This window comes from Gordonia sp. BP-119, assembly GCF_016924115.1.
Taxonomy (GTDB): Bacteria; Actinomycetota; Actinomycetes; order Mycobacteriales; family Mycobacteriaceae; genus Gordonia; species Gordonia hongkongensis.
Map to the genome: position 1 here is coordinate 48,509 of NZ_JAFFZF010000030.1, position 24,930 is coordinate 73,438.

The following is a 24,930-nucleotide window of genomic DNA, read 5'->3' on the forward strand; positions in this document are numbered from 1 at the left end:
CCCAACGTTGCTAACCAAGACACGCCGAACGATGTTCCCGGTTATCTCCACACTGTCATGGTATGCGAACGTGAACTCGGCGTCATTGCCCTTGTACCTGCGGTGTGAGCCGCGCTGTCGAATCGGTGGCCCGCAATGTCGTTCGATGATGCGGACCAGGTCTGCCGCGCGCACCGACGGCCAACTATCGCCCATGCGCTTTCCGGGTGGTCACCCGCTGATGCTAACGCAAAGCTCCAAGGTTGACCGTCGCAAAGCTCCAAGGTTGACCGTCAACCGAGATGTATGGATACGCCGAGCATTAGGCGGTGTGTGTGCTCTGTGTGTGCTGACAGCCACGCTTGTGTTGAGACTGGCGATGAGGCGACGCTCAGAAACTGCGCCTCACCTGGTTTTTGTGGTGGAGCCGCCCAGGGGAATCGAACCCCTGACCTATTCATTACGAGTGAATTGCTCTACCGACTGAGCTAGGGCGGCGTGCTACGCGAGGCAGCGCAGACGAGTCTAGCGAGGGTCGGGGATCGAACAAAACTCGGGTCGTCGAAGCCAGAGGGCCCAGGTCAACCCGGGAAGTCGGAACCGCAGACGACCGGCACCCGACGCTGCGGATCGAGTGCGTTGCGGACGAGCGCAGCGACGGTCGGGGAGTAGGCCATCCCGACGTGACCGATCTTCGACGCCGGGCACACGTCCTGGATCACCGTGTTGGTGATGTTGGGGCCGGGCGGCATCAAGGTCACGGTGTACGGCGTCGAGATCTCGTCGAATCGCGTCGCGAGGTTCACGTATCGGATCGAGCGATGCGTCGGACCCCAGTAGCTCTGACCGGGGGCACGGGCCGGTAGGCGGTCGGTGATCGACCCGACGCGGGAGTATCCCCGGTTCGACGCGGACAGCCCGACGATCGTGCCCACCTGTTCGGCGCGTCCGGGCAATTGGGTGACGAGCTGTGCGATCGCGCCGCCCTGGCTGTGGCCGACGACATCGACCTTCTGGGCACCGGTGGCAGCCAGAACCCGTCCGACGAAAGCCGGGACCACACGGGCGGACTGCTCCTTGTTGCCCAGGCCGCCGGTGTTGCCGCTCCAGCTCGTCTGGCCGTAGGTCAGGCTGAACACGCAGTACCCCGCGTTGGCCAGGGTCGGCGCGAGATACGCCCAGTTGGCGCTCTGGTTCATGGCGGTCGCGTGCAATAGCACGACCGGATTGCGTCCGTCCCGGTCGCGGCAGCCGAAGCGGTTGGCGCCGGCGGGCGACTCCGATGCCGGACTCAGGTAGCGAGTGGCGATGGCGGTCGGCGCATCCGTGATCACCGGGAACGGCGCGGCGTTCGCGCTTCCGGCCACGAGGCACAAACCTGCGGCGGCTAGCGCGAGCACAGCCGCCGTGACTCCGGATCGGATGCTGTTCATGGTCGGATTGTCGCCGACGACGCGGCGACGCGACCCGCGATTGCCGGAACGCCGGGCGGTCTAGGCGAGTACCTCGGCCAGTTGCGTCAGGCGAACACTGTTTCCCGACGGGTCGCGGAAACCCGCGTCGATGCCGTACGGCCGTTCTTCGGGTGTCTCGGTGAACTCGGCGCTGGCGATGCGAATCATGTTGTCTTCCTTCGCTTGAGGGATGTTGCGGTGTGAGATCAACGTAAGTCGCTGCGGCCGTCGGGGTCTTCTCCCCGTGTGCTGTCCTCACCTGGCCTCGTCGCGTGTTGCTTCCCTTTCCGGGGATTGCTCGGTCCGGCTCGTCGGCGCCGGGCGCGAGTAGACGCGCAGAACGCACGCCGGTATCTGTGCGTACGTGGAAGCGGGTGGGAACGAATCCCGATATGCGGTCGGCGTCTTGCCGAATGCGCGAGTGAAGCTCGTGGTGAACGAACCGACACTGGAAAGACCCGCCGCCATGCAGATGTCGGCGACGGTACGGTCTGTCGTTCGCAGCATGGCCGCTGCCCGTTCCAGTCGTCGAGTCTGCAGATACGCGTGTGGCGACTGTCCGTATGCGGCTGCGAAGGCCCGCGAGAAGTGGGCGCGGGACAGTTTCGCCGCGGCGGCCATGTCGTCGACCGTCAGCGGCTCGGCGAATCGCACGTCCGCGAGATCCTTGGCGCGCAGCAGGTGACGGGCCGGGTGTGCGCTGGGCATGAATTGATGATGCCCACGTCGACATGTCGTCGTCGGATGTTCGGTGACCTCAGTCGCGGTCGCGTCGCCGGAACTCGACGCCGCGCGGCGACAGTTCGTACCCGACGACGAGGCTGTCGGTCAGCCCGAGCTTCTTGAGCTTGGCGATGTCCTGCTTCAATCCTGCTCGGTCCCTGCCGAGTTCAGCCGCGAGGTCGGTCGACACCACGCCCGGGCGGCGCGCGATGAGGTCGAGGGTTTCTCGGGTCCATGGACCGTTCTTGGACCGGGAGTCCATCCGGTCGAGGCGGGTTCGGATCTCGTCCACGTCCGCGTCCGCGAGATCATCGTCGGCGCGCAGGGCGATCCGTGGGTCCTCGCCGATGCACTGCAGTCCGATGCGGTAGGTCGGATTGTGGACGTTGACGCAGAGGGCGGCCCGGACGGCGTCGGCATCGTCGTATCCTGCACGCCGCGCCTCGTCGCGCGTGATCCGCTCGGGGTCGACGCGTTCCAGCGACGTCACCTCGATGACGTGAGTCAGCGCGATGAAGATCGAGCCGGGATGTATGCGCGGATGGCCCCATCGCCGGAAGGCGAGGTCGACGGTTCCGTCCGCGACCCCGCGGGCGACTGCGGCCGTGAGAAGCACACTCGCGACCCTAGTCAGCGCGACATCTGTGTGCATGAATTCGCAGCGCAGGATCGCCTGTCACCCCTGTGGATGACAGCTGAGAAGGTCCTGAGAGCTGTTGTAGGGTGTCCCGAGGTCAGCGACGGCATATGCCGACGTCATCGGGGGACCCCCTGCGTCGTGCCGTCGTTGAGCGCAACTTCACGACGACATGATCACCGGCCGGGGGGAGGGATCTTTGGTGCCGCCGCGCGCTTCCGCACTGTGGTTCCCCGACGTCCCGCCGTCGCCCGCTTCCGACGCGACGCCAGCCGCCGATCTGGCCGCTCACCTGGCCCGATACCGCTCCGTCGGCCCAGCTCAGGTGGCCCCGCAGCCGTCCGTGGTGGCTGTTCTCGAGCGTCCACTTCCACAGCTCGAGGAGCCGATCCGCCCGGTGGTCGCCGTACCGCAGGTCGTCGCGCCTCGCCCGGCGTCGGAGCTCGACGCGTTCCTGGCGGAGGCGGAGAAGTCGGTCCGTGCGAAGCGGAAGAGCGGATCGGCCGCACGCGGTGAGACGCCCGCACGTCTCGGTTCGCCACTGCGAATCGCAGGTGCGGCAGCAGCGATTCTTGTGATTGTCGCCACAGCCTTGGGTGTGGTCCTGACGCGCGGCGGCGAGTCCGAATCGACGACGGCATCGACGTCCACCGCTGACGCCTCTGATTCGCTGTTGCCATCCACGTCCGCTGTGGCGAGCGAGCCCGCCTGTACGCAACGCCCGGTGGGGGCGGGGACGACGGTGTCCGACGGCGACGATGCCGGTGATCAAGAGTCCGGCGCCGGCGCGATCCGCGCCTTCAACCACGCCTACTACGTTCTGCGCTCGGCGAGGGCGGCACGGGCGGTCGCGGCGCCGGGCGCGGTGGCCTCCGAGTACGTGATGCAGCAGTACATCAACCAGCGTCCCATCGGTACCCGGCACTGTCTGACGGTCGCCGAGCGCGGCCCGGGCGAGTACTCGGTGGTGCTCACCGAACTGCAGCCCGACGCGGCGCCCATCACCTACCGCCAGGTCATCCGCACGACGACCATCGGCGGAAGGTCCTACATCCAGTCCATTCGATCAGTTGAGTGAGATCTCGCCCGCCGTGGGCGCACCAGAGAGGTAGTCGAGTAATGAGTCATAGTCGGGGTCGGCACCGGAAGCGTCGGGTGCCGAGTGGTCCATTGCTGTCGCTGACATCGGCGGTGGTCGCAGCGTCGATCACTGCGGGCGCGGGAGCGGCGTTTGCGGTGCCGGAGCAGGGGGGCACGAGTCCGGGTGACACGGCGCCGGGGCAGGGTGGCACGAGTCCGAGCGATGTGTCGCCGGATGGTGGTGCCGGTGCTGAGGCCACGGTCGAGCCGGTCGTGGTTCCGGGGCCGGGCAGTATTCCGGGGCCGCCGGTGGAGGCGCCTTATCAGGCGTACACCGCGCCTGGGTCGTATTCGTATGACGAGCCCTACACTCCGTTGATCAACAATCGGGTGGCTCCGCGGGTTGCTCCGCCGGTTCGGCCGATCGCGCCGCCGCCGGAGAAGATCCGTGTGGGCAACTTCGTCACCGACATTCCGGAGGGGATGTCGAAGCGTGATGTGAACTCGATCAATGCGTGGTCGGCCTATGGTGAGGCGAAGATCGCGCAAGGTTTGATCTCTGCTGGTGTTCCTGAGGACGAGGCGACGCGTCGTGCTGCCGCCACGATCATCGGTGTCATGGCCGGTGGTACGGCTGGTGCTGTCGCGCTTGGTATTCCGTCGGCGGTTGTGGGCGCGGGAGTTGGTGCGGGAGTCGGGGCGTTGATCGGCTCCGCGTTCCCGCCGCAGCCGTTTCAGACGGGTGTAGGTGCACTAATCGGTGCCGGGGTTGGAGGTGCCGGGGCTGGCGCTGCAGGCGCAATAGTCGGTTTCGCCATCGGTGGGACTGCTGGCGGAGCCCTCGCGTATGCGCTTGGCGCGGGTGACCCCGGCGCGAACCCGGATGAGCCATGGAATCAGAACGGTCCACGGCACGCGCTCCCGCAGCCTGATGGGCCGAATCAGTTTGAATTCCACCTGACAGCAGATCGCGCGCGCAGCGCGGGGTTGCCAGCCGTCGACTATGTCGTCAACCATCGTGGCGACGTTGACGCAAGAATAGGGGCTTCGACCTTCAAATGGTCGGGAGCGCAAGCTCGGTCACCCTATGTAGTGTTCGGCCCGCAGACTGAGAAGTCGGTACGCGACTGGACTCGCGCACAGTCCGACAGCCTGAAGAACGCGGTCCCTGGAAGTGACGTCTTGTGGCCGGCTGAGGTTGGCAACTCTTCAGCCGAACATCACTGAGAACAAGGGCCTTTGAATATGAAACGTCTGTTGTGTGTAGTGATCGGCCTTGTCGTCGTGTCCGCGGGTGTTGTCGTCGGAGTTGGGAAAAGCGATGCTGCACCACAGTTGCCACGCATAGGTATTACCGGCGACACCATGGGAACCTTTGGCGATCATTCCTACTGCAGAGGAGTCCTGCACGTGGGCTTGACTGCCGCCCCATCCAAGCCCGGGGTCGTCCGGGTCACCCTCACGTCTTCTGGCTTCACAGGAAACGGTCCGAGTTGGAAGCGGAAGCCGGTGTGTAAGCTTCTGATCGGCACAGTGCATACGAGCATCGAGGCGTATGCCAAATGGAACTTCTTTAACGCCGATTTTGGACCGCGCCGCGGACAGAAGGTGGTCCACGACATCAGGACCGGGTCCGGTCTTGTTCAGTTCCAGGCCGTCTCGTATGCGCGCAACAACCCCGTTCGCGTCATGCAGTCCTACGGAGTGTCGCACTACATGTTGGTCCCGTAGCTTACGAAGTGAGTTGAGTTTTTGATGTCAAGACGTATTGCAGTTGCACTGACGGTGGCTGTAGCAGCGCTGACCGGGGTGATCGCTGGTCCAGGAGATGTCAACGCGGCGCCCGAACTGCAGAGAATCTCGGTCAGCGGCAACCAATTTGCTACGGTGGGCAACCATTCATTCTGCAACGGTGTACTACACGTCAGTCTCACCGCAGCGCCCAGGGAGCCGGGAGTTGTCCGCGTCTCGCTCACGTCTCGCGGATTTACCGGCCAGGGGCCGAGTTGGAAGCGGAATCCGGTGTGCAAGCTGTTGGTCGGCACGGTGCACACCAGTGCGATTGGGTACGCGCAATGGAACTTCTTCAATGCCAATTTTGGTCCGAGGCGTGGGCAGAAGGTGGTTCACGAGGTCAGGACTGGGTCGGGAGTGGTCGAGTTTCTGGTGTCGACGTATGCCCGTAACAACCCGATTCGTCTGAGGCAGTCGGTGGGCGTGTCGTACTACATGCTGGTTCCTTGACGAACCCAGCGAAAACTGACGATCTAGTACGCCGCACCGCGCCGACAAGATATTCGGTGCGTGCTCACAGATGGGTGGCGCACCGACGCGGGGCCACTTCCAATTTTTGATCCGAATCGAATAGTGAGGGACGAATGAATAAACTCATGGTCTTTATGGTCGTGCTTGTCTTGGCAAGTATCGCTACGGTTGCTGGCGGTGGTCACTCAACCGCAGCCCCTATTCCCCAGCTATCAACGACCGGGAACAATTTCGGCACCTTTGGTGACCACTCCTTCTGCCGCGGAGCTGTCAACATCGGTCTCGATGCGCCGGCAGGGAAGCCCGGCGTGGTTCGAGTAACTGCACGGTCGCACGGGTTCACAGGCGACGGCCCGGGATGGAGGAAGAATCCGAGGTGTCGAGTCCTCTTCGCGACAACGTACACAAGCGGTCGAGGACTCAACATTCAGAAGTGGGTAAGAGCTGGCTTCGGGCCGCGACGCGGTGAGAGCAAGACTTGGGACGTTCATACGGGTTCGGGTGTGGTCGTATTCGGCGTAACTGCCTACTCGGCTAACAGCCCGATCGCCTCACCCCAGTCATACGGGGCGGGTTTCTACCTGTTGGTCCCGTAACTGAGCGCCCGCAGAAGGTAAAGAGGGATCAAATGAAGCGATTACTCGCGACTATTTTTGTCGGACTTATCGTTGGCGCCTTGTGCATGGCGGGCGTCGGTCAGGCGTCCGCGGCTCCGATTCCCCAAGTTTCGACTACCGGCTACAACTTCGGGATATTCGGCGACCACTCCTACTGCCGGGGTGCGGTCAACGCGACTGTGGATGCGCCGAAGGGTAAGCGGGGTGTAGTCAGGGTCACGGTGCGGTCGCACGGGTTCACCGGGGCTGGGGCGAGTTGGAAACGTAATCCGAATTGCCGAGTGCTGTTTGGGAACTACTACACCAGCGTGCGGGGTTACAACCTGGAAAAATGGGTTACCGCAACGCTCGGCCCGCGTCCGGGCGAGAAGAAGGTTTGGGAGATCAACACCGGCTCAGGTCCAGTCAGCCTTGGGTTCGGTGGGTTTTCGCCCAATAGTCCTGTTCGAGTCCCTTCCGGCTACGGTTCGACCATCTACATGCTCGTTCCCTGAATCCACATGACCAACCCGACCACACCACGCGACGGCGACCCGCAGGCCTGGGCCGAGCGGGCCGTCGTCGTGTGCGGGACAGCGGGAGGCGTTGGCACGTCGGTTGTTTCGGCGCTGCTCGCGGAGCATCGGGCGTCGTCGACGCTCGGGCTGCTCTCGTGGTGGGTGGACGCGTCGGGCAACGACTGCGACATCGAGCTGCGGCTCCGCGGGTCGGGTAACCCCGAACTGTTGCGCACGGCGTCGGGCACGGGTCTGTGGCTTCCGCCCGAGGAGGCGACGGTCACCGACGCCGTCGTCGAGACGTGGCGGCAGGGCGCGGTTCCCGTCGTCGACGCCGGTGCGCATCCGCTCACGTTGCTGCCCGAACTCGCCGAAGACGACCTCCCGAACCTCACCCCGGTGCTCGTCGTCGCCGCGAGACCCGACTTACTCAACCGCGCCCGGGTCGTCTTCACCGAATGGGACCGGGCCGGGGTGCTGGAGAAGACGATCGTCGTCATCTCCTCCCAACTACCGGCCACCCATCAGGACGGACTCGCCGACATGCTGGTCAACGTGGTGTCCGGTGCGGTCGGCGGAGTGATCGGACTCGACTACGACCCCGTCATCGGCGCCGGCACCCCCCTGGACCAGGAGGCGCGCCGCGGGTTCCTCCCGGCGACGCACCAGGCGATCGCGACCTTGGCCGCGGCGACCACCAACAGGCACTGAGGCGCGCCCCCTTTCGCAATCCACCGGAACGGGGCAGCATGGGGCGACATGACCGGGTCCACTCGCTCACCGCTCACCACCGCCGAGGCCGCCGAGATGGTCGCCGATCCCTGGCGTGTCATCGCCGACAGACTCGCCGCCGCCTACAACACCGGATCGATGGTGCGGGGCGGCGAGTTCGTCGCCAAGATCATCGACGCCGCCGAAGAGGCGAACCACCACCCCGACATCGATCTGCGTTACGGCACGGTGCATCTCGTGCTCACCACGCACAGCGCGCACCAGCTCACGGAAGCCGATGTCGCGCTGGCGAACCGGATCACCGGCATCGCCGCCGACCTCGGCCTCGAGCCGGTGTCCGCGCCCGTCACCCAGTTCAACCTCGCCATCGACGCCCTCGACATCCCGGCCATCAGGCCCTTCTGGAAAGCCGTCCTGGGCTACGGCGACGCGGCCGATCGCGAACCCGTCGACCTCGTCGATCCGGCCGGGCGCCTACCCAGCGTTTGGTTCCAGCAGATGGACGAACCTCGCCCCCAGCGGAGCAGGATGCACGTCGACCTGTGGATCCCGACCGACGAACTTCACGAGCGCCTGCAGTCGGCCATCACCGCCGGCGGCCAACTCCTCACCGACGAGTACGCCCCGGCCTTCTGGGTTCTCGCCGACGCCGAGGGCAACGAGGTGTGCCTGTGCACCTGGCAGGACCAGAACTACTGATCAATCGGGGTGGTGAGTGACGCCGCCGAACTGCTGAAAACCACCCTCCACAGGCGGACCGACGACAAATTGCCGTCGGCGCCCTCCTGGAGGGTGGTTTTCAGTCGAGATCGAAGCCCTACGGCTAGGAGCAATGCCCCTCGGCGCGGGCGACGTCGGCGACGGCGGCCGCGACCGCCGGGGCGACCCGGTCGTCGAGCGGGCTGGGCACGATGCGGTCGGCGCGCAGGTCGTCGGCGACGACCGAGAAGATGGCTTCGGCCGCAGCGATTTTCATGCCCTCGCTGATGCGTCGTGCACCGGCGTCGAGCGCACCCTTGAAGACGCCGGGGAAGGCGAGCACGTTGTTGATCTGGTTCGGGAAGTCGCTGCGCCCGGTCGCGACGATCGCCGCGTACTTGGCGGCGGCCTCCGGATGGATCTCCGGGTCGGGGTTCGACAGGGCGAAGACGATCGAATCGTCGTTCATCGACGCGATGAGCTCTTCGGGGATCAGACCTGCCGACACACCGATGAAGACGTCGGCGCCGGCGAGCGCCTCGACCGCGCCACCGGTCAGCCCGCGCGGGTTGGTGCGTGACGCCAGTTCGCTCTTCGACTCGTTCAGGCCGTCACGTCCCGCAGACACGATGCCCTTGGAATCCAACACGACGACATCGGAGATGCCCACTGCCAGAAGGATGTTCGCGCACGCGACACCCGCGGCACCGGCGCCGGAGATCACGACCTTCAGGCCGGCGAGATCGCGGCCGAGGTGGGTCGTCGCGCCCTTGAGGGCGGCGAGGACGACGATCGCGGTGCCGTGCTGGTCGTCGTGCATGACCGGGCAGTCGAGGGCCTCGATGACGCGGCGCTCGATCTCGAAGCAGCGCGGCGCGGAGATGTCCTCGAGGTTCACGGCGCCGAAGCTCGGGCGGAGTCGGATGAGGGTCTCGACGATCTCGTCGGGATCCTGGGTGTCGAGAACGATGGGGATCGAGTTGAGTCCGGCGAAGCTGCGGAACAGTGCGGACTTGCCCTCCATGACCGGCAGCGAGGCGCGGGGGCCGATGTCGCCGAGTCCGAGGACCGCCGAGCCGTCGCTCACCACTGCGACCAGGCGATCGGTCCAGGTGTACTTGTTCACCAGGGTCGCATCGGTGTCGATCGCACGCGACACCTGGGCCACACCCGGGGTGTAGGCGATCGACAGGTCGCGCTGGGTGTCGATGGGTGCGCGCAGCTCCACCGAGAGCTTGCCGCCGACGTGGGCCAAGAAGATCTCTTCGTCGGTGATGGGGTGGTCGGCGATCGTGGGTTCGGTGTAGGGGGTCTCACCCATACGTGTGTCCTCCGTGCTCGTCACGGGTCCTCCTGAAAAGCCGCGAAAATGCGGGTTGCATCGTCTCGCCGGCCACGCTGCCCGCGAGCTAGAAGTGATCCGCATCGACGCGAGCAGGTGAGCTCAGCGGACGCGGGCCGGGCTCGTGTGAGCGGGGTGACGCTCGTTACGGCCGGATTAAGTGTCTCACCGTCTGGGATCGTTCCGGAAGGTGGGTCGGCCCAGGTGAAGTGTCCAATGATCATTGATAAGGTACAACTTGTGTCTATGTTGCATGCGACGTCCGAATCCGCTGCTGAGCGGGTATATGTCGAGGTCAAGGAGCAAATTCTCACAAACGCGATCGCCGGCGGTGAGCTGATCAGCGAGGGTGAGATCGCCGCGAAGTGCTCGGTGAGCCGTACTCCGGTGCGCGAGGCGTTCCTGCGGTTGGAGACCGAAGGCTGGATGCGTCTCTACCCGAAACGGGGAGCCCTCGTGGTCCCCATCGGTGAGCGCGAGATCCGCGACGTCGTGGACGCACGCCTGCTCCTCGAACGGCACGCGGTGCGTGCGGTCGTCGGCCGGCCGGGCGCGGTGGCCGGACTCGTGCGGAGTCTGCGCGCCAACCTCGACGCCCATCGTCGGTCCGACGCCTCGGACATCCGAGAGTTCTCCCGCATCGACGCCGAGTTCCATCAGCTCATCGCCGCCGCCGGCGACAACGCATTGCTGTCCGGCTTCTACACCACGCTCGGGGAGCGGCATCGACGGATGACGACGGCGTCGGTGCACCGGGACGCGAGTGTCGCGGCCCGAATCCTCGACGACCACCGCGCGCTCCTCGACGCGATCGAGTCCGCCGACGCCGAACGTTTCGACACCCTGCTCGCCGGCCACCTCGTCGCGGTTCACGATCTACCCGGGCACGACCTCCCCGGGGCACCGGCATGAGCGCCGACCGCGCGCGCTTCGGATGGCCCGCCGTCGCGCTCGCCGTGTTCGCCACCGCGTGGGGCGGCAACGAATTCACGCCGCTGCTGGTCATGTACCGGCAGATCACCGACATGTCGCCGGTCGTCGTCGACGCGTTGCTCTTCGCCTACGTCCTGGGCATCGTGCCCGCCCTGCTGATCGGCGGCCCGTTGTCGGATCGGCTGGGCCGACGGCCACTCATGCTGCCCGCCCCGCTGTTCGCGGCGGTCGGCTCGGGACTGCTGGCCGCGGGCTCGGAGTCGGTGGCACTGCTGACCGCCGGGCGGGTGTGCAGCGGCATCGCGCTGGGTCTCTCGATGGCCGTGGGCGGGAGTTGGATCAAGGAACTCTCCGACCGAGACGGTGCGCAGACGGGTGCCGGCGCCGGTCGCGCGGCCATGAGTCTCACCGCCGGCTTCGGCGTCGGCGCCGGGGTGGCCGGGGTGCTCGCGCAGTGGGGGCCGTGGCCGCATGTGCTGCCGTACCTGATCAACATCGTCGTCGCGGTCGTCGCGACGAACCTGATCGTGCTGGTGCCGGAGACACGTCCCAGACAAGACTCGCCGGGGCGTCTGCGTGACGACCTGCGCATCCCGTCCGCGGGCCATTGTCGTTTCCTGTTCGTCGTGCTGCCACTGGCGCCCTGGGTTTTCGGTGCCGCCGCATCGGGTTACGCGATCGTCCCCGCCCTCATGTCCGCCCGCACCGCGGGAGCGCCGATCGCGTTCGCCGGCCTGTGCTGCGTCCTCGGCCTGTCCGCCGGTTTCGGCATCCAGTCGTTGGGTCGGCGGATCAACCGGCCGGGGAGTCTCCGCGGTGTCGTCGTCGCCTTCGTGGTGCTCGTGGCCGGAATGGTCCTCGCGGCCGTGGCGGCACACGTGCTGACCGTATGGGTCGCGCTCCTGGCGTCGACGCTGCTCGGCTGCGGATACGGCATGGCGATGATCGTCGGCCTGCTGGAGGTGCAGCGCATCGCCGGACCCGACGACCTCGCCGGGCTCACGGCCGTGTTCTACGGCGTGACCTACCTCGGCTTCGGGGTTCCGGCGGTTCTGGCCTGGATCTCGGAGAGCTGGCCGGCGATCACCTACCCGGTCATGTTCGGCTTCGGCGCCGTCGCCGCGATGATGAGCCTGATCGTCGCTCTGCTCGGACATCGTCGCCACGGTGCGCCCGTCGACGAACCCGGTACCGCCGCAATGGCAGGCTCGGCCGCCGGGGCCGCCCGCACACGGTGACGCGTCGTCGATCGACCACCCGGTAACCTGCTGAGAGTTTGATCAGGCACCGCGCAGTGACACCGCGGTGCGACGGGGAGTGCAGCGGGCGAGTGTGGAAAGGCGCAGACGATGATGCTGGGAGCATGGGTCGTCGTCGTGACCGCGCTCGTGCTCATCCTGCCCGGCGCGTTCGTCGGCCGACGGATGAACCTCCCGTGGCCGGTCGCGCTGGCCGCCGGTCCGCCCATCACGTTCGCCCTGGTCTCGATCCTGACGGTGCTGTACTCCGTCGTCGGCTTCGAGTGGAATGCCGTCTCGGCCCTGGTGGGTCTGGTCTTCGCGGTCGGCGGTGCCTGGGTCTACTCGGCACTGCTGCTCACCCGCTGGGGTCAGCGGCTGGCGCCGGTACCCGACGCCGACGGCGAATCCCGCGTGGGACGGACCGCGGTGGTGAGGGTCGCCGCCGGGCTCGGACTCGGTGGACTCGTCATCGCCGTCACCTGTATCCGGCCGATCGCGACGACCGCATTCGCCGGTCTCGGCAACATCTCGCAGGTGTGGGATTCGTTGTGGCACGCCAGTTCGCTGCGCTGGATCCACGAGACGGGCGTCGGCTCGGCCATGCGGATGGGCGAGCTGATGAACTACGACACCCAGGGGTTCAACTACTACCCGAACACCTGGCATGCGCTGGGTGCGTTGCTGTTCCCGCTGACCGGTACCGACCCGGTCGAGCTCTACAACACGTATTCGCCCGCCGTGCTGGCGATCACCGTTCCGCTCGGTGTCGCGTCGCTGGCCTACTGGTTCGCGCGGCACCGCTACGACGTCGACTCGTCGGCTCTCATCGCCGGTACAGCGGGTGCGCTGAGCGCGCTGTTCCCGTCCCTGCCCTACGTCGAGGTCCAGCTGACCTCGGTGCCGAACGCGGTCGGCGTGAGCCTGGCGCCGGTCGCCGCCGTCCTCGTGATGAGCGTGGTGTCGGACAGATCGCGTGTGCTGCCGGCCGCGCTGGCCGTGGCCGGTGTGACCGCCACCCACCCCTCCGGCCTGATCGTCGTCGGCGTGATCGTCGGCCTCTGGTGGCTGTGCGAGGGTCTGTGGCGTCCGGTCGCCGGTCGCCTGCGCGATCTCGCGACGCTGGCCGTCACGGCGGTGGTGACGCTGGTCCTCATCGCACCGGTCGTCCTGGGCACCATCCGGGTCGCCGACACCAACGAACTCCCGTTCTTCGACTTCCGTGAGGAGACGATCGGCGTTCTCGACGGGCTCGTCAAGGGCGCGTTCAACGGGACGATCCCGCTCGAGCTCGACCACTTCCCGGTGTGGCCGCTGATCGTCGTCACCCTGCTCGGGCTGATCGCGCTCGTATGGCTGCGATGCTGGGCCGGCCTGGTCGCATGGTTCGTGTTCGCCCTGGTGACCGCCAACGCGATGGTGTCCCTGGGGCCGCTGTCCTACCCGCTCGGGGCGATCGGCGGCTACTTCTACAACTCACCCCACCGGCTCACGTTCGTGGTCGCGATCCTCTCGGCCGCGGCGGCAGGCGTCGCGATCGGGGTTCTCGCGCTCGGCGTCGCAGGTCTGGTCCGACGCCGCGTGGCGTCGGAACCGGCCGACGGTCAGGAGAAGGCCGAGGCGACTTCGGGGAAGGCGCGCTGGGTGGTGGCCGCGACATACGTGGTGTTGCTGGGGCTGATCGCCGGCGCCGCCGTCGTGCGTTATCCGCCGAACGCGCAGATCGCGTCGAAGGAGCGGGGCGGCAAGTATGTCGGGCCCGACGATCTCGCCGCCTACGAGTGGCTCGCCGCGCAACCCGACGCCCAGGACGTCCTCGTCCTCAACAACCTCGACCAGGGCACCGGCTGGCTGTACCCGGTCACCGGGGTCACCCCGATGTTCCCCTTCTACCGGGCCAACGAGTTCTCCGAGCGGCAGCGCGACCTGTTCTGGGGTGTGTCGGAGATCGGCGCCGACCCGGACATCGACCAGATCGTGCGAGACATGAACGTGCACTACGTGATCGACTCGCCGCCGAGTTACTGGGAGTTCCAGCGCGGCATGCCCGACCCCGCCCGTGGTCACCAGGGCGACCCCTTCCTGGCGTTGCGTCAGAACGGCGCTCCCGGATTGACCGAGGTGTTCCGCCGCGGCGACGCGGTGGTCTACCGCGTCAACGACCTCGTCTACCCGCCGCCGCCCGCGCCCTGAGTGTCTCCGCTCCTCAGTAACTGCGGCTCGGCGGCCGTCGTGGGCCACGGAAGACCAATCCTGGGCGACTGAACTCATGCTCCCTGAGGTGCGAGCGAAGCGAGCCACGAAGGGCTCCGCAACGTGTCTCACCAGGCCCTTCGTGGCTCGTCGCTATCGCTCCTCACACCTCAGGGAGCAATGGGGTCGCTTCTTTAGGATTAGGGAGCAGTGGGGCCGCGTCTCGCTCCTCGGGGAGCAGTGGGGTCGCGTCTCGCACCTCACGGAGCGAGGGCGGCCATTCACCCCGTTCGACGAGCGGGCACGGGCTAGCGTCGGGACATGCGGCCCTGGATGTGTGTCTTCTGCGCCAACGAGTTCCCGCCGGGCGAGACGCCGCCCGCGATGTGCCCGATCTGCGACGACGACCGGCAGTGGCTTCCGGTCAGCGGTCCCAGCTGGACTCCGCTCGACGAGACCGCCGACAACGCGCTGACCGCCCACGAACTGGAGCCCGGTCTGACCGCGCTGACGGTGCAACCCTCCGTGGGGATCGGGCAGCGTGCCCTGCTCGTCGCGACTCCCGACGGGAACATCCTCTGGGAACCGCCGGGTTTCCTCGGGCCGTCCCTCGTCGACTGGCTGGAGCAGCACGGCGGGGTCGCCGCCATCGCCGCGAGTCACCCCCATCTGGTGGGCGCGAGCGTCTCGCTCAGTCATCGATTCGGTCGAGTTCCGGTGTACTACAACGACTCCGACCGGCGATGGGTCACCCGACCCGACCCCGTCGTGCGCTTCTGGTCGGACACCACCGAAGTCCTCGGCGGGGTGCGACTCGTCCAGTGCGGCGGTCATTTCCCCGGCAGCGCGGTGCTACACCTTCCCGACGCCGCCGACGGCCGGGGTGCGGTGCTGACCGGCGACACCATCAAGGGCGTGATGCAATCCGGCATGGTGACCTTCATGCGCAGCTACCCGAACATGATCCCGCTGTCACCGCGGCTCGTCCGCCACATCGTCGACCGGGTGAACGAACTTCGGTTCGACCGGCTCTACGACGCGTTCGGTGTCGTCGTGGCCGAGAACGCCCGGGACGTGGTGGACAGTTCGGCGCGGCGCTACATCGGCTGGGTCACCGACTCGATCGTCGATCCCGACGATCCGCACGCGCCGGCCCGAGGACCTGCCGGTTCGAGTCAGGCGTCCGGGTAGCCCTTCGGGTTGCCCGACTGCCAGCGCCAGGTGTCGGCGCACATGTCGTCGATTGTCTTGGCGGCGTGCCAGTTCAGGTCGTCGTTCGCCCGGGTCGGATCGGCGTAGGACGCGGCGATGTCGCCGGCCCGCCGCGGGGCGACCTCGTAGGGGATGGGGCGCCCACTGGCCTTCTCGAACGCGTGCACGACCTCCAAGACGGAAACACCTTGCCCCGTACCGAGATTCCAGGTCGACATGCCGGTCTCGCCGGTGCTGATGCGGTCGAGGGCCGCGACGTGGCCGGCGGCCAGGTCGTCGACGTGGATGTAGTCGCGCACGCCGGTGCCGTCGGGGGTGTCGTAGTCGTTGCCGAAGACCGCCAGCTTCTCGCGCCGGCCGACCGCGACCTGCGCGACGAACGGCATCAGGTTGTTCGGAATGCCCGACGGGTCCTCGCCGATCTGCCCGCTCGGATGCGCGCCCACCGGATTGAAGTACCGCAGTGCCGCGATGCGCCACACGTCCGAACTGGCGGCGACATCGCGCAGGATCTGCTCGATCATCACCTTGGTCCAGCCGTACGGGTTGGTCGCCGACGTGGGTAGGTCCTCGGTCATCGGCAACTGTGGCTCGGCGCCGTAGACCGTTGCCGACGACGAGAACACCAGCGTGTGCACGTCGTGGCGCTCCATCGCGCGGAGCAGGGCGAACGTGGTGCCGAGGTTGTTCTGGTAATAGTCGAGCGGCTTGGCCACCGACTCGCCTACCGCCTTGAACCCCGCGAAGTGGATGACCGCGTCGATGTCCTCGTGGGCGAAGAAGTGTTCGGTCTTGTCGACGTCGGCGAGGTCGAAGGCGTGGACGGGGATGGAACGGTCGGTCAGTGCCTCGAGCCGGCCGACGACGGCCGGCTTGGCGTTGCTGAAATCGTCGACGATGACGACGTCGTGTCCGGCCGAGACCAATTGGATGACGGTGTGCGAGCCGATGTAGCCCGCTCCTCCGCTCACGAGTACGCGCATGACGACCACCGTAAGCGGCGACCCTGGGAATGGGCCAAGTGGACTGCATGGAGGTCACCAGGTGGCTTCGACTCGGCGCCTCGCTTCGCTCGGGGCCGGCTCAACCAGCGGGGGGCCGGGTCAACCAGCGGAGGTGTCGGCTTAACCAGCGGAGGGGCCGGCTCGATCAGCGGAGGTGCCGGTCAGCCGGTGACGCGTTCGGTGGTGGCGTACTTCTGTTCGACGGCTTCCTTGGCGGGTTGCCACCAGCCGGGGTGGTCGCGGTACCAGTCGATGGTGGCGGCGAGGCCGGCGCGGAAGTCGAGGTAGTTGGGGGTCCAGCCGAGTTCGGTGCGCAGGCGGGTGGAGTCGATGGCGTAGCGGCGGTCGTGGCCGGGGCGGTCGGTGACGAAGTCGAAGGCGTCGGCGGGCTGGTCGAGGAGTTCGAGGATGGTTTCCACGACGGTGCGGTTGTCGACCTCGCCGTCGGCGCCGATGAGGTAGGTCTCGCCGATCTGGCCGCGGTCGATGATGGTCCACACGGCGTCGTTGTGGTCGTCGACGTGGATCCAGTCGCGGACGTTGCGGCCGTCGCCGTAGAGCTTGGGGCGCACCCCGGAGAGCACGTTGGTGATCTGGCGGGGGATGAACTTCTCGATGTGCTGGTACGGGCCGTAGTTGTTGGAGCAGTTGGAGATGGTCGCGGCCACGCCGAAGGAGCGGACCCAGGCGCGCACGAGCAGGTCGCTGCCGGCTTTGGTCGAGGAGTAGGGGCTCGACGGGTTGTAGGCGGTCTGTTCGGTGAAGCGGGCCGGGTCGTCTAGATCGAGGTCGCCGTAGACCTCGTCGGTGCTGATGTGGTGGTAGCGCACCTGGTGGGCGCGGACGGCTTCGAGCAGGGTGTAGGTGCCCACGAGGTTGGTGGAGACGAACGCCGACGGGTCGGCCAGGGAGTTGTCGTTGTGGGATTCGGCGGCGAAGTGCACGACGAGGTCTGCTTCGGCGACGAGTCGGCCGACCAGGGCGGCGTCGGTGATGTCGCCCTCGATGAGTTCGACGCGATCGGCGACCGGGGCGAGGGTGTCGGGGTTGGCGGCGTAGGTGAGTTTGTCCAGGACCCGGATCGAGACGTCAGGGCGGGTCGTCAGGGTGCGCAGCACGAAGTTGGCGCCGATGAACCCGGCACCCCCGGTCACGAGAACACGCACGCGCGGCGCCTTTCGTCGAGGTCGATGGTCGCAGTCACTCTACCGAGCAGCCGACCTGCTCGCCTCGGGTGAGCGCAGCGGTGCGACTCGCGTGCCGTCGCGAAAGGCCGCGGGCATTACCCTGATCGCCATGAAAGGGATCATCCTGGCCGGCGGTACGGGCACGCGGCTGCACCCCATCACGCAGGGGGTGAGCAAGCAACTCGTCCCGGTCTACGACAAGCCGATGATCTATTACCCGCTCTCAACGCTCATGCTGGCCGGGATCCGCGACATCCTGATCATCACCACCCCGCACGACGCCCCGGCCTTCGAGAACCTGCTCGGCAACGGCGACCAGTTCGGCATCGACCTCACCTACAAGACCCAGCCCTCCCCGGACGGACTCGCGCAGGCCTTTGTCCTCGGCGCCGACCACATCGGTACAGACTCGGTGGCTCTCGTCCTCGGCGACAACATCTTCTACGGCCCCGGACTCGGCAGCCGGTTGCAGGGTTTCGAGAACGTCGACGGCGGTGCGGTGTTCGCCTACTGGGTCGCCAACCCGGAGGCCTACGGCGTGGTCGACTTCGATGCCGACGGCACCGCTATCTCGCTGGAAGAGAAACCGGCACAACCGAAGTCGAACTTCGCGGTGCCCGGTCTGTACTTCTACGACAACGATGTCGTCGACATCGCCCGCAATCTGCGCCCCAGCTCCCGCGGCGAGTACGAGATCACCGACGTCAACGCCCACTACCTCGACCGCGGCAAACTGTCGGTCACCGTCCTGCCGCGCGGCACGGCGTGGCTCGACACCGGCACGTTCGACAGCCTCCTCGACGCCGGCAACTTCGTCCGCACCGTCGAACAACGTCAGGGACTCAAAATCGCTGTCCCAGAAGAGATCGCGTGGCGGCAAGGCTATCTCTCCGACGAGGAGTTGCGGGCTCGTGCCGACAAACTCCGCAAGTCGGGTTACGGTGACTACCTGCTCGAACTGTTGCAGCGGGGCAAGGGTTTCTAAGCGCCGCCCCCGAGGCGCATATCCGACGACCGACTCTGGGAAAGGTGTCCGCATGAAGGTCCGCCGGCTCGCCATCGACGGAGCGTGGGAGTTCACCCCGGTCCAACACGGCGATGCCCGTGGGTTGTTCGCCGAGGCGTTCAAGGCGGACGTGATCGCCGAGACCATCGGCCACCGCTTCGACCTCGCGCAGGTGAATCTCTCGGTGTCCGCGGCCGGGGTGCTGCGCGGCGTGCACTTCGCCGACGTCCCGCCCGGGCAGGCGAAGTACGTCACCTGCCCCACCGGGGCGATTCTCGACGTCATCGTCGACATCCGCGTCGGCTCACCCACTTTCGGTACCTACGACACCGTCCTGCTCGATGACGTGGATCGTCGTGCGGTCTACCTGTCCGAGGGTCTCGGCCACGCGTTCTGCGCGCTCGCCGACAATTCGACCGTGACCTACCTCTGTTCCACCGGATATAACCCGACGGGTGAGCACGGCATCAACCCGCTTGATCCGGAATTGGGTATCGAATGGCCGACGCACGCCCGGGACGGTTCGCCGCTGGAGTTCGAACTCTCGCCGAAGGACACCGCGGCACCGGGGCTCACCGAGGCGCGCGAGTCGGGTCTGCTGCCGAACCACGACGAGGTGGCCGACTTCCTGGGTTCGCTGCGGGACTGAGGCGCGAACGCCGAAACGTGCACGGCGCGAGCCGTACACGTCGCAGGGCGGGAAGCGTCAGCCGGTAGTGGATCGCCGAAACGCGGTGACCGCCCAGAAGTAGCCGACCACCAGGAACACCACGCACCATCCCAGCGCCCACGGCCAGCGATCACTGATGTCGAGACCCATGAGGAGTCCGCGCAGCGTGTCGGCGATGGGACTGAACGGCTGGTACTCGGCGAACTGGCGGACACCGTTGGGCATGCTGTCGGTCGGGACCAGCCCACTGCCCAGATAGGGCAGGAACAGCAGCGGCAGCGGCATGTTGCTCGCACTCTCCGGATTCGGCGCGACGACGCCCATGGCAACCGCGATCCACACGTGGCCGGCGGTCAGTAGCAGGAGCAGTCCGCCGGCCGCGAACCAGTCGAGAAGGCTTGCGTCGGCACGGAAGCCCATCGCGAACGCGACCGCGAGCAGGAAGCAGACCGCGACCACACCTTGGATGAGGGCGCCGACGAAGTGTCCGGCCAGGATCGCTGTCGGCGGAGTGGCCAGTGATCGCAACCGATTGATGATGCCCTCGGTGACGTCCTGATTGACCGAGACCGCAACCGCCACCGTCAGGAACGACGGCACGAAGAGCAGTAGGCCGGGGAGAAGATAGTTGATGTACTTGCCGTCCAGCGGTCCGTCCGCGGCGAGGGCGCTCTCGATGGCACCGCCGAAGAAGTAGGTCATCATCAGCAGGATCACGACCGGCATCGCAATCGTGGAGAACATCATCGTGGGGTAGCGCCGTAGCCGGATCAGGTTGCGGCGCACCATCACCGCGGAGTCGGACAGGGTGTGGTCGAGCGTGGTGGTCATGACTTCTCCTAGTTGGCGGTGGTAGCGGCGGTGCGGCCGGTGATGGTGAGGAAGACGTCGTCGAGATCCGGTGTGTGGACCGAGATCCCGGCAGCGTCGATCCGGGCGTCGTCGAGGGTGGCGAGCACGCCGCGGACAGCGCCGATCCCGGCGCCACCGGGGACGGCGAGGGTGTTCTCGCCCGGGGTGTCGACCGCCGAGGGGAACTGCGACCGCGCCTGTTCGAGGTCGTCGGCGTTCGTGAAGTCGATCCGGATGTATCCGCCCGGCACGAGACGCTTCAGTTCGGCCGCCGTCCCCTCGGCCACGATGCGGCCGCGGTCGAGCACGGCGATCCGGTCCGCGAGGTGATCCGCTTCCTCGAGGTACTGCGTGGTGAGGAAGATGGTGGTGCCGCCCGCGACGAGACCGCGGACGGTGTCCCAGACCGCGCGGCGGGACCGTGGATCGAGTCCGGTCGTCGGCTCGTCGAGAAAGATGATCGACGGTTCGCCCACCAACGTCATGGCCAGGTCGAGGCGTCTGGTCATGCCGCCGGAGTACTCGGCGACCCGACGGTCCGCGGCGTCGGTGAGGTCGAAGTCGTGCAGCAACCGGTCGACCCGTTCGCGGGTCGCCGCTTTCGAGAGATGTCGCAGGCGGGCGACCATGGTGAGGTTCTCCCGCCCGGTCAGCAACGTGTCGACGGCGGCGAACTGCCCGGTCAGGCCGATCTGCGCGCAGATCTCGGCGCGGTTGGTCCGCGGATCGAGTCCGGCGACCTCCACCTCACCGGCGTCCTGTTGCGATAGCGTGGACAGAATCTTCACGGTGGTCGTCTTCCCGGAGCCGTTGGGTCCGAGCAGGGCGAACACCGTGCCCGCGGGCACTTCGAGATCGATACCGTCGAGGACGGTGTGGTCGCCGAAGGACTTCGTGAGTCCGGTGGCGCGGATGGCGGTTGTTGTCATGATCGTGCTCCCTGTGGTTGATGGGTCCAGGCATAAACTCATGCGCATATATGCATGTGTGGGTAGACGACCGTCCCTGATGGACGTCGCCGGGAAGTACTCGGTTGTTCTAGCGGTGCGGTCGGGTGGGGTTCACACGTCCAGGTCTTCGACCTCGGGTCGGAGGGCGGCTGCGGTACGTGCGTAGAAGCGTTCGGGAACAAGCGATTTGAGCTGGTCGGGAGAGTCGACGATGTCGACGCGGTAGTCACCCCAGTCGGGTAGGTCGGCGGTGAACAGGCTGCGGACACTGGGAAGGCCGGTCAGGTCTTTCAGCCAGTTACCGGTCTTCTGGCGATGTGTCACCCCGTAGTTCGCCCAGTCGACGTGGTGGACCGCGAGGACGATCTTGCCGGTCCGCCCTTCGTATGCGGTCAATTTGGTTGCATTGCCGGTGGTTTCGTCGTACTCGGTCTCTTCGGCGAGGAGTCTGCCGAAGAATCGTTTACGACGCACTCCGTCGGGACCGTCGCGCAGGACGACCTCGTCGTAACCGGCGTCGCGGTAGTCGGCTGCCCGCACGTACGCGCGCAGTGCCTCGACGACTGCGCCGGAGAGATTGCCTCCCGACACCTGTTGAGCGCGTTCGAGGACTTTGAGGTCCTCGTCGGAGACGTAGATAGTCTTGTTGGGCATGCGGTAACTATATGTAGATGTATACGTAGACGCAAGGGATTGGTGAAACTGCATCCGGGAGGGCAGCCCGTAAGGGTGACGGCTCCGAATCGTTCAGTAAGCTGAGCGATGGGAGGTGGCGAGCAGATGCTCACTGGAGTGATCGGAGATTCGGCGATCATGGGCGCGATAGGGCTGGGGATGATCGCGTTGACGGCGTGTGCGTTCCGCCTGAGGCGGTCGGGTGGGGCCGTGACCTGGTTGGTGGTCCTGCTCGGCGTGGCACTGACATTCGACAACATGGCGGTTGCGGTGGGACGGTTCGTCGGCTTCGGTGACCTCCTGTACGCGATCAACCTGCCGCGCTTCTGGATTCACGGGCTGATGACTCCGCTGATCGTTGTCGCCGCGGCCGTGCTCGCCTGGCGTCTGGGTGTGCGGTGGAGTCGCCCGGTGGTCGTGGTCGGGGCCGTTCTCGTCGCCGCATTGGTGGTCGTCGGGATCGTCGAGTGCTTCGTGGCGCTGGAGCTGACGCCGGCGACCGACGGTGATGCGCTGCGGTACGCCAACGCCGCCGCTGCCGGCCCGCCGGTCCCCGCTCTGGGCACCGTGTTGATCCTCATCGCGATCGGAATTGCGGCCCGGCGACAGGCCCGGTCGCTGTGGTTGTTGCTCGGCTCGGTGACGATGCTCGTCACCGCCGCCGCCGGCACGTCGGTTCTCTGGCTCGGCAACTTCGGTGAGCTGGTGTTGTACGCCTCCATCGTCGCCACCATGTTCCAGGTGGCCGCGGCCGAAAGCCGTTCCGCCGCCGATGGTGCGCACGATCGGCTGGAGTCGGGGAGGGTCGCGGCGCAGTCGATGACGGTCCGGAGCTAGTCGCCCGTTCCGGAATGGTTCTCGCGCTCCGCGTCCTGCAGCGCGATCGCGCGGGCCAGCCGCGCGTACTTGACCTCCAGGTCGCGGAACCGCAGATACGTCGACACCGTCGTGAAGGCGAATGCGATGACCAGCAGGAACAGGACCAGGTCGAGGCCGCGTTGGATGCCGATTTTGTTGGCCACCCATGTGACGTCGTCCTGCCGCAGCATCGCGTAGAGGCCGAAGCCGATGAACGCGACGAACAGCAGCTTCACGCCTGCCGACGCGCGGGCCGTGCCCCGGTTCACCACGAAGAACCCGACGAGCGCGACCAGACCCAGGATCGCGAGGATCTGGAACCAGATCATCGTGGCATCACTTCCTCATCCGGGTGTGGAACAGGCCATCGGCGACGATGTTGACCCCGTTGATCAGCGACTGTCCCTTCGCCCGCGAGTAGTCGGTGTAGAGGATCGTCACCGGTTGTTCGGCCACCCGCCACCGGTGGTGATCGATGAGCGCGATGAACTCCGACGCGTGGCTCATCCCGCTCATGAGCAGGTCGAGCTCATCGGCCACGGTCTTGTTGAACGCCCGAAGTCCGTTGTGCGCGTCGGACAATCCGAGGCGACGGGTGCGTGGGCTCAGGAACACGATGGTGCGCAACGCCATCCGGCGCAGGATAGGAACCGATTCGCTGCGACCATCGGCGAAGCGGGTCCCGACGATGATGTCGACCGGCTCGCGTCGTAAGCGTTCGATCATGGCCGACACGTCGTTAACCTGGTGCTGCCCGTCGGCGTCGAAGGTCACGAAGAACCGTGCCCCCGGCCGGCGACGCGCGTACTCGACGCCGGTCTGGATCGCGGCGCCCTGACCGAGGTTCACCGGGTGCCGAACCAGATGCACCCCGGCGGCCCGGATCTGCTCGGCCGAGTTGTCCGAGCTGCCGTCGTCGACGCAGACGATGTTGGGAAACGTCTCGCGGGCCTTGGCCGCCACCTCGCGGATCACCTGGCCCTCGTTGAAGACGGGCACCACCAGCCACACGTCGGCGTTGGTACTGGGTTCGGCCATGGTCAACAACCCTAACCCGCTTCCGCGCGGGGTCTGCCGCCCGGCACGCCTCGGGGGCTGCATGGTGATCGGACCTGGTTAGTCTTGTCCGGTGACGATCGACGTGATGATGCCGTTCTACGGCGACGTCGCCCAGTTCCGGCAAGCCGTCACCAGTGTGCTCGACCAGGACGACCCGGACCTCCGGCTCGTCGTCGTCGACGACTGCTACCCGGATCCGACGCCGCGGCAATGGCTGGAGTCGCTCGGCGACGCCCGGGTCCAGTACCTCCGCAACGAGACCAACCTCGGTGTGAACGGGAACTTCCGGCGCTGCGTCGAGCTGGTCACCGCCGACTGGTTCGTGGTCATGGGGTGCGACGACGTGATGCACCGCGCCTACCTCGCCACCGTCCGTACGATGGCCCGCCACCATTCCGACGCCGCGGTCGTCGCGCCCGGCGTCGACGTCATCGACGAGAACGGACAACCGGTCACGCCGCTCGGTGACCGGATCAAGTCGGTTCTCGCGCCGCCGCGGGCGACCGTGCTGTCCGGGGAACGGCTGGCCACCTCGCTGTACCACGGCAACTGGACCTATTTTCCGTCCTTGTTGTGGCGGACCGCCGCCGTGCGCGAGGTCGGGTTCCGGCCAGGACTCGAGATCGTCCTCGATCTCGCACTCCTCGTCGACCTCGCGAGTGCCGGCGGATCGCTGGTCTACGACCCCGAGGTCGTCTTCTCCTACCGCAGGCACCGCGCCTCGGTGAGTTCCGTGCAGGCCGTCGACGGTCGGCGGTTCGCCGAGGAGAACCGATTCTTCGCCGACGAAGCGCAGCGTTGCGAGGCGCGCGGCTGGCCGAAGGCGGCGCGCGCCGCGAGATGGCACGCCACGTCGAGGCTGAACCACCTCTCGGCTCGCGTCGGGGCGGGCCTCGGCCGGCTGCGGATTTCGTCCGGAAGCTAGGAGCGCCTGCGCTCCCTAGGAGCCTGCTGAATTAGGGTCCAGCCTGGGTTGAGGTTCCTGCTGCGGGGATGTGTCGGTTCCGGGGTGTGGTCGTGGTGATCGATCTAGGTGGGGCGGCGGTGCCGCGGTTCAGGCGGTGGCCA

At 66.6% G+C, this 24,930-nt stretch carries 25 protein-coding genes, 1 tRNA gene and 1 pseudogene; 14 read left to right on the forward strand and 13 right to left on the reverse strand.

The genetic code is table 11. The annotated features are described in order from the left end of the window. Positions 1-401: 401 nt before the first annotated feature. The 5 genes and pseudogenes from JW364_RS16895 to JW364_RS16915 all read right to left on the reverse strand — a co-directional run bounded on the left by JW364_RS16895 (position 402) and on the right by JW364_RS16915 (position 2,772). A tRNA-Thr gene (locus JW364_RS16895) sits at positions 402-477 on the reverse strand. Between the two features lie 83 nt (positions 478-560). Beyond that, positions 561-1,412 (reverse strand): triacylglycerol lipase, encoded by an 852-nt coding sequence (locus JW364_RS16900; protein ID WP_065630522.1) that lies wholly within the window; start codon positions 1,410-1,412, stop codon positions 561-563. Positions 1,413-1,472: 60 nt separating this feature from the next. After that, a pseudogene (locus tag JW364_RS16905) lies at positions 1,473-1,580 on the reverse strand (VOC family protein); the annotation flags it as partial. A gap of 108 nt (positions 1,581-1,688) precedes the next feature. Next, a complete protein-coding gene (locus JW364_RS16910) occupies positions 1,689-2,141 on the reverse strand; it encodes a helix-turn-helix domain-containing protein (RefSeq protein WP_065630544.1) in 453 nt (150 codons plus the stop codon). Positions 2,142-2,190: 49 nt separating this feature from the next. Further along, the gene (locus JW364_RS16915) at positions 2,191-2,772 is read right to left on the reverse strand and encodes a hypothetical protein (protein ID WP_159369955.1); all 582 of its coding nucleotides are present in this window, start codon (positions 2,770-2,772) and stop codon (positions 2,191-2,193) included. A 223-nt stretch (positions 2,773-2,995) separates the two neighbouring features. Here JW364_RS16915 and JW364_RS16920 point away from each other — a divergent pair, with 223 nt between their 5' ends. The 6 genes from JW364_RS16920 (at position 2,996) to JW364_RS16945 (ending at position 8,683) form a co-directional block, all read left to right on the forward strand. After that, complete coding sequence (locus JW364_RS16920; RefSeq protein ID WP_226512318.1) at positions 2,996-3,871, forward strand: hypothetical protein; 876 nt, start codon at positions 2,996-2,998, stop codon at positions 3,869-3,871. Positions 3,872-3,912: 41 nt separating this feature from the next. Continuing rightward, positions 3,913-5,100, forward strand: coding sequence for a hypothetical protein (locus tag JW364_RS16925; RefSeq protein WP_238995005.1), 1,188 nt, complete (start codon positions 3,913-3,915; stop codon positions 5,098-5,100). A gap of 528 nt (positions 5,101-5,628) precedes the next feature. Continuing rightward, complete coding sequence (locus tag JW364_RS16930) at positions 5,629-6,117, forward strand: hypothetical protein (protein ID WP_065630518.1); 489 nt, start codon at positions 5,629-5,631, stop codon at positions 6,115-6,117. A 649-nt stretch (positions 6,118-6,766) separates the two neighbouring features. After that, the gene (locus tag JW364_RS16935) at positions 6,767-7,249 is read left to right on the forward strand and encodes an enoyl-CoA hydratase (protein ID WP_083229308.1); all 483 of its coding nucleotides are present in this window, start codon (positions 6,767-6,769) and stop codon (positions 7,247-7,249) included. Positions 7,250-7,255: 6 nt separating this feature from the next. Then, positions 7,256-7,963 carry a hypothetical protein gene (locus tag JW364_RS16940; RefSeq protein WP_165630660.1) on the forward strand — a complete coding sequence of 236 codons (708 nt, stop codon included), beginning with the start codon at positions 7,256-7,258 and terminating at the stop codon, positions 7,961-7,963. A gap of 48 nt (positions 7,964-8,011) precedes the next feature. Beyond that, on the forward strand, positions 8,012-8,683 hold the full coding sequence (locus JW364_RS16945; RefSeq protein ID WP_058251398.1) for a VOC family protein: 672 nt from the start codon (positions 8,012-8,014) through the stop codon (positions 8,681-8,683). Positions 8,684-8,807: 124 nt separating this feature from the next. Here the strand turns inward: JW364_RS16945 and JW364_RS16950 are convergent, their stop codons facing one another. Next, the gene (locus JW364_RS16950) at positions 8,808-10,004 is read right to left on the reverse strand and encodes an NADP-dependent malic enzyme (RefSeq protein ID WP_058251397.1); all 1,197 of its coding nucleotides are present in this window, start codon (positions 10,002-10,004) and stop codon (positions 8,808-8,810) included. A gap of 267 nt (positions 10,005-10,271) precedes the next feature. Here JW364_RS16950 and JW364_RS16955 point away from each other — a divergent pair, with 267 nt between their 5' ends. From JW364_RS16955 to JW364_RS16970, 4 genes are all read left to right on the forward strand, one after another. Beyond that, on the forward strand, positions 10,272-10,937 hold the full coding sequence (locus JW364_RS16955; RefSeq protein ID WP_065630510.1) for a GntR family transcriptional regulator: 666 nt from the start codon (positions 10,272-10,274) through the stop codon (positions 10,935-10,937). Next, positions 10,934-12,196, forward strand: coding sequence for an MFS transporter (locus JW364_RS16960; RefSeq protein ID WP_165630658.1), 1,263 nt, complete (start codon positions 10,934-10,936; stop codon positions 12,194-12,196). The genes JW364_RS16955 and JW364_RS16960 overlap by 4 nt, the downstream gene beginning before the upstream one ends. Before the next feature lie 111 nt (positions 12,197-12,307). Next, positions 12,308-14,389 carry a DUF6541 family protein gene (locus JW364_RS16965; RefSeq protein WP_165630657.1) on the forward strand — a complete coding sequence of 694 codons (2,082 nt, stop codon included), beginning with the start codon at positions 12,308-12,310 and terminating at the stop codon, positions 14,387-14,389. Positions 14,390-14,710: 321 nt separating this feature from the next. Continuing rightward, positions 14,711-15,580: a hydrolase gene (locus JW364_RS16970; protein WP_205333192.1), complete on the forward strand. Its 870-nt coding sequence runs from the start codon at positions 14,711-14,713 to the stop codon at positions 15,578-15,580. Here the strand turns inward: JW364_RS16970 and galE are convergent. Then, positions 15,565-16,584 carry a UDP-glucose 4-epimerase GalE gene (galE, locus tag JW364_RS16975; RefSeq protein WP_065630506.1) on the reverse strand — a complete coding sequence of 340 codons (1,020 nt, stop codon included), beginning with the start codon at positions 16,582-16,584 and terminating at the stop codon, positions 15,565-15,567. The genes JW364_RS16970 and galE overlap by 16 nt on opposite strands. A 182-nt stretch (positions 16,585-16,766) precedes the next feature. Then, positions 16,767-17,771: a dTDP-glucose 4,6-dehydratase gene (rfbB, locus tag JW364_RS16980; protein ID WP_205333193.1), complete on the reverse strand. Its 1,005-nt coding sequence runs from the start codon at positions 17,769-17,771 to the stop codon at positions 16,767-16,769. Between the two features lie 130 nt (positions 17,772-17,901). On the opposite strand from rfbB, the gene rfbA reads away from it, so the two are divergent. Together rfbA and JW364_RS16990 are read left to right on the forward strand one after the other, a co-directional pair. Further along, positions 17,902-18,777, forward strand: coding sequence for a glucose-1-phosphate thymidylyltransferase RfbA (gene rfbA / locus JW364_RS16985; RefSeq protein ID WP_065630504.1), 876 nt, complete (start codon positions 17,902-17,904; stop codon positions 18,775-18,777). Between the two features lie 52 nt (positions 18,778-18,829). Beyond that, positions 18,830-19,447, forward strand: a complete 618-nt coding sequence (locus tag JW364_RS16990; protein ID WP_205333194.1) for a dTDP-4-dehydrorhamnose 3,5-epimerase family protein — start codon at positions 18,830-18,832, stop codon at positions 19,445-19,447. A gap of 57 nt (positions 19,448-19,504) precedes the next feature. Here the strand turns inward: JW364_RS16990 and JW364_RS16995 are convergent, their stop codons facing one another. From JW364_RS16995 to JW364_RS17005, 3 genes are all read right to left on the reverse strand, one after another. Further along, a complete protein-coding gene (locus tag JW364_RS16995) occupies positions 19,505-20,299 on the reverse strand; it encodes an ABC transporter permease (RefSeq protein WP_205333195.1) in 795 nt (264 codons plus the stop codon). Positions 20,300-20,307: 8 nt separating this feature from the next. Then, positions 20,308-21,249 carry an ABC transporter ATP-binding protein gene (locus JW364_RS17000; RefSeq protein ID WP_205333196.1) on the reverse strand — a complete coding sequence of 314 codons (942 nt, stop codon included), beginning with the start codon at positions 21,247-21,249 and terminating at the stop codon, positions 20,308-20,310. A 132-nt stretch (positions 21,250-21,381) separates the two neighbouring features. After that, entirely contained in the window at positions 21,382-21,924 is a 543-nt protein-coding gene (locus JW364_RS17005) for an EXLDI protein (protein ID WP_205333197.1), read from the reverse strand. A 126-nt stretch (positions 21,925-22,050) separates the two neighbouring features. Between JW364_RS17005 and JW364_RS17010 the strand changes: the two genes are divergently transcribed. Then, a complete protein-coding gene (locus tag JW364_RS17010) occupies positions 22,051-22,782 on the forward strand; it encodes a hypothetical protein (RefSeq protein ID WP_205333198.1) in 732 nt (243 codons plus the stop codon). On the opposite strand, the gene JW364_RS17015 is transcribed toward JW364_RS17010, so the two are convergent. Continuing rightward, complete coding sequence (locus JW364_RS17015) at positions 22,779-23,132, reverse strand: DUF2304 domain-containing protein (protein WP_058251385.1); 354 nt, start codon at positions 23,130-23,132, stop codon at positions 22,779-22,781. The genes JW364_RS17010 and JW364_RS17015 overlap by 4 nt on opposite strands. Before the next feature lie 7 nt (positions 23,133-23,139). After that, on the reverse strand, positions 23,140-23,841 hold the full coding sequence (locus JW364_RS17020) for a glycosyltransferase family 2 protein (protein ID WP_205333199.1): 702 nt from the start codon (positions 23,839-23,841) through the stop codon (positions 23,140-23,142). Between the two features lie 91 nt (positions 23,842-23,932). Between JW364_RS17020 and JW364_RS17025 the strand changes: the two genes are divergently transcribed. Then, positions 23,933-24,787, forward strand: coding sequence for a glycosyltransferase family 2 protein (locus tag JW364_RS17025; RefSeq protein WP_205333200.1), 855 nt, complete (start codon positions 23,933-23,935; stop codon positions 24,785-24,787). Positions 24,788-24,930: the final 143 nt, after the last annotated feature.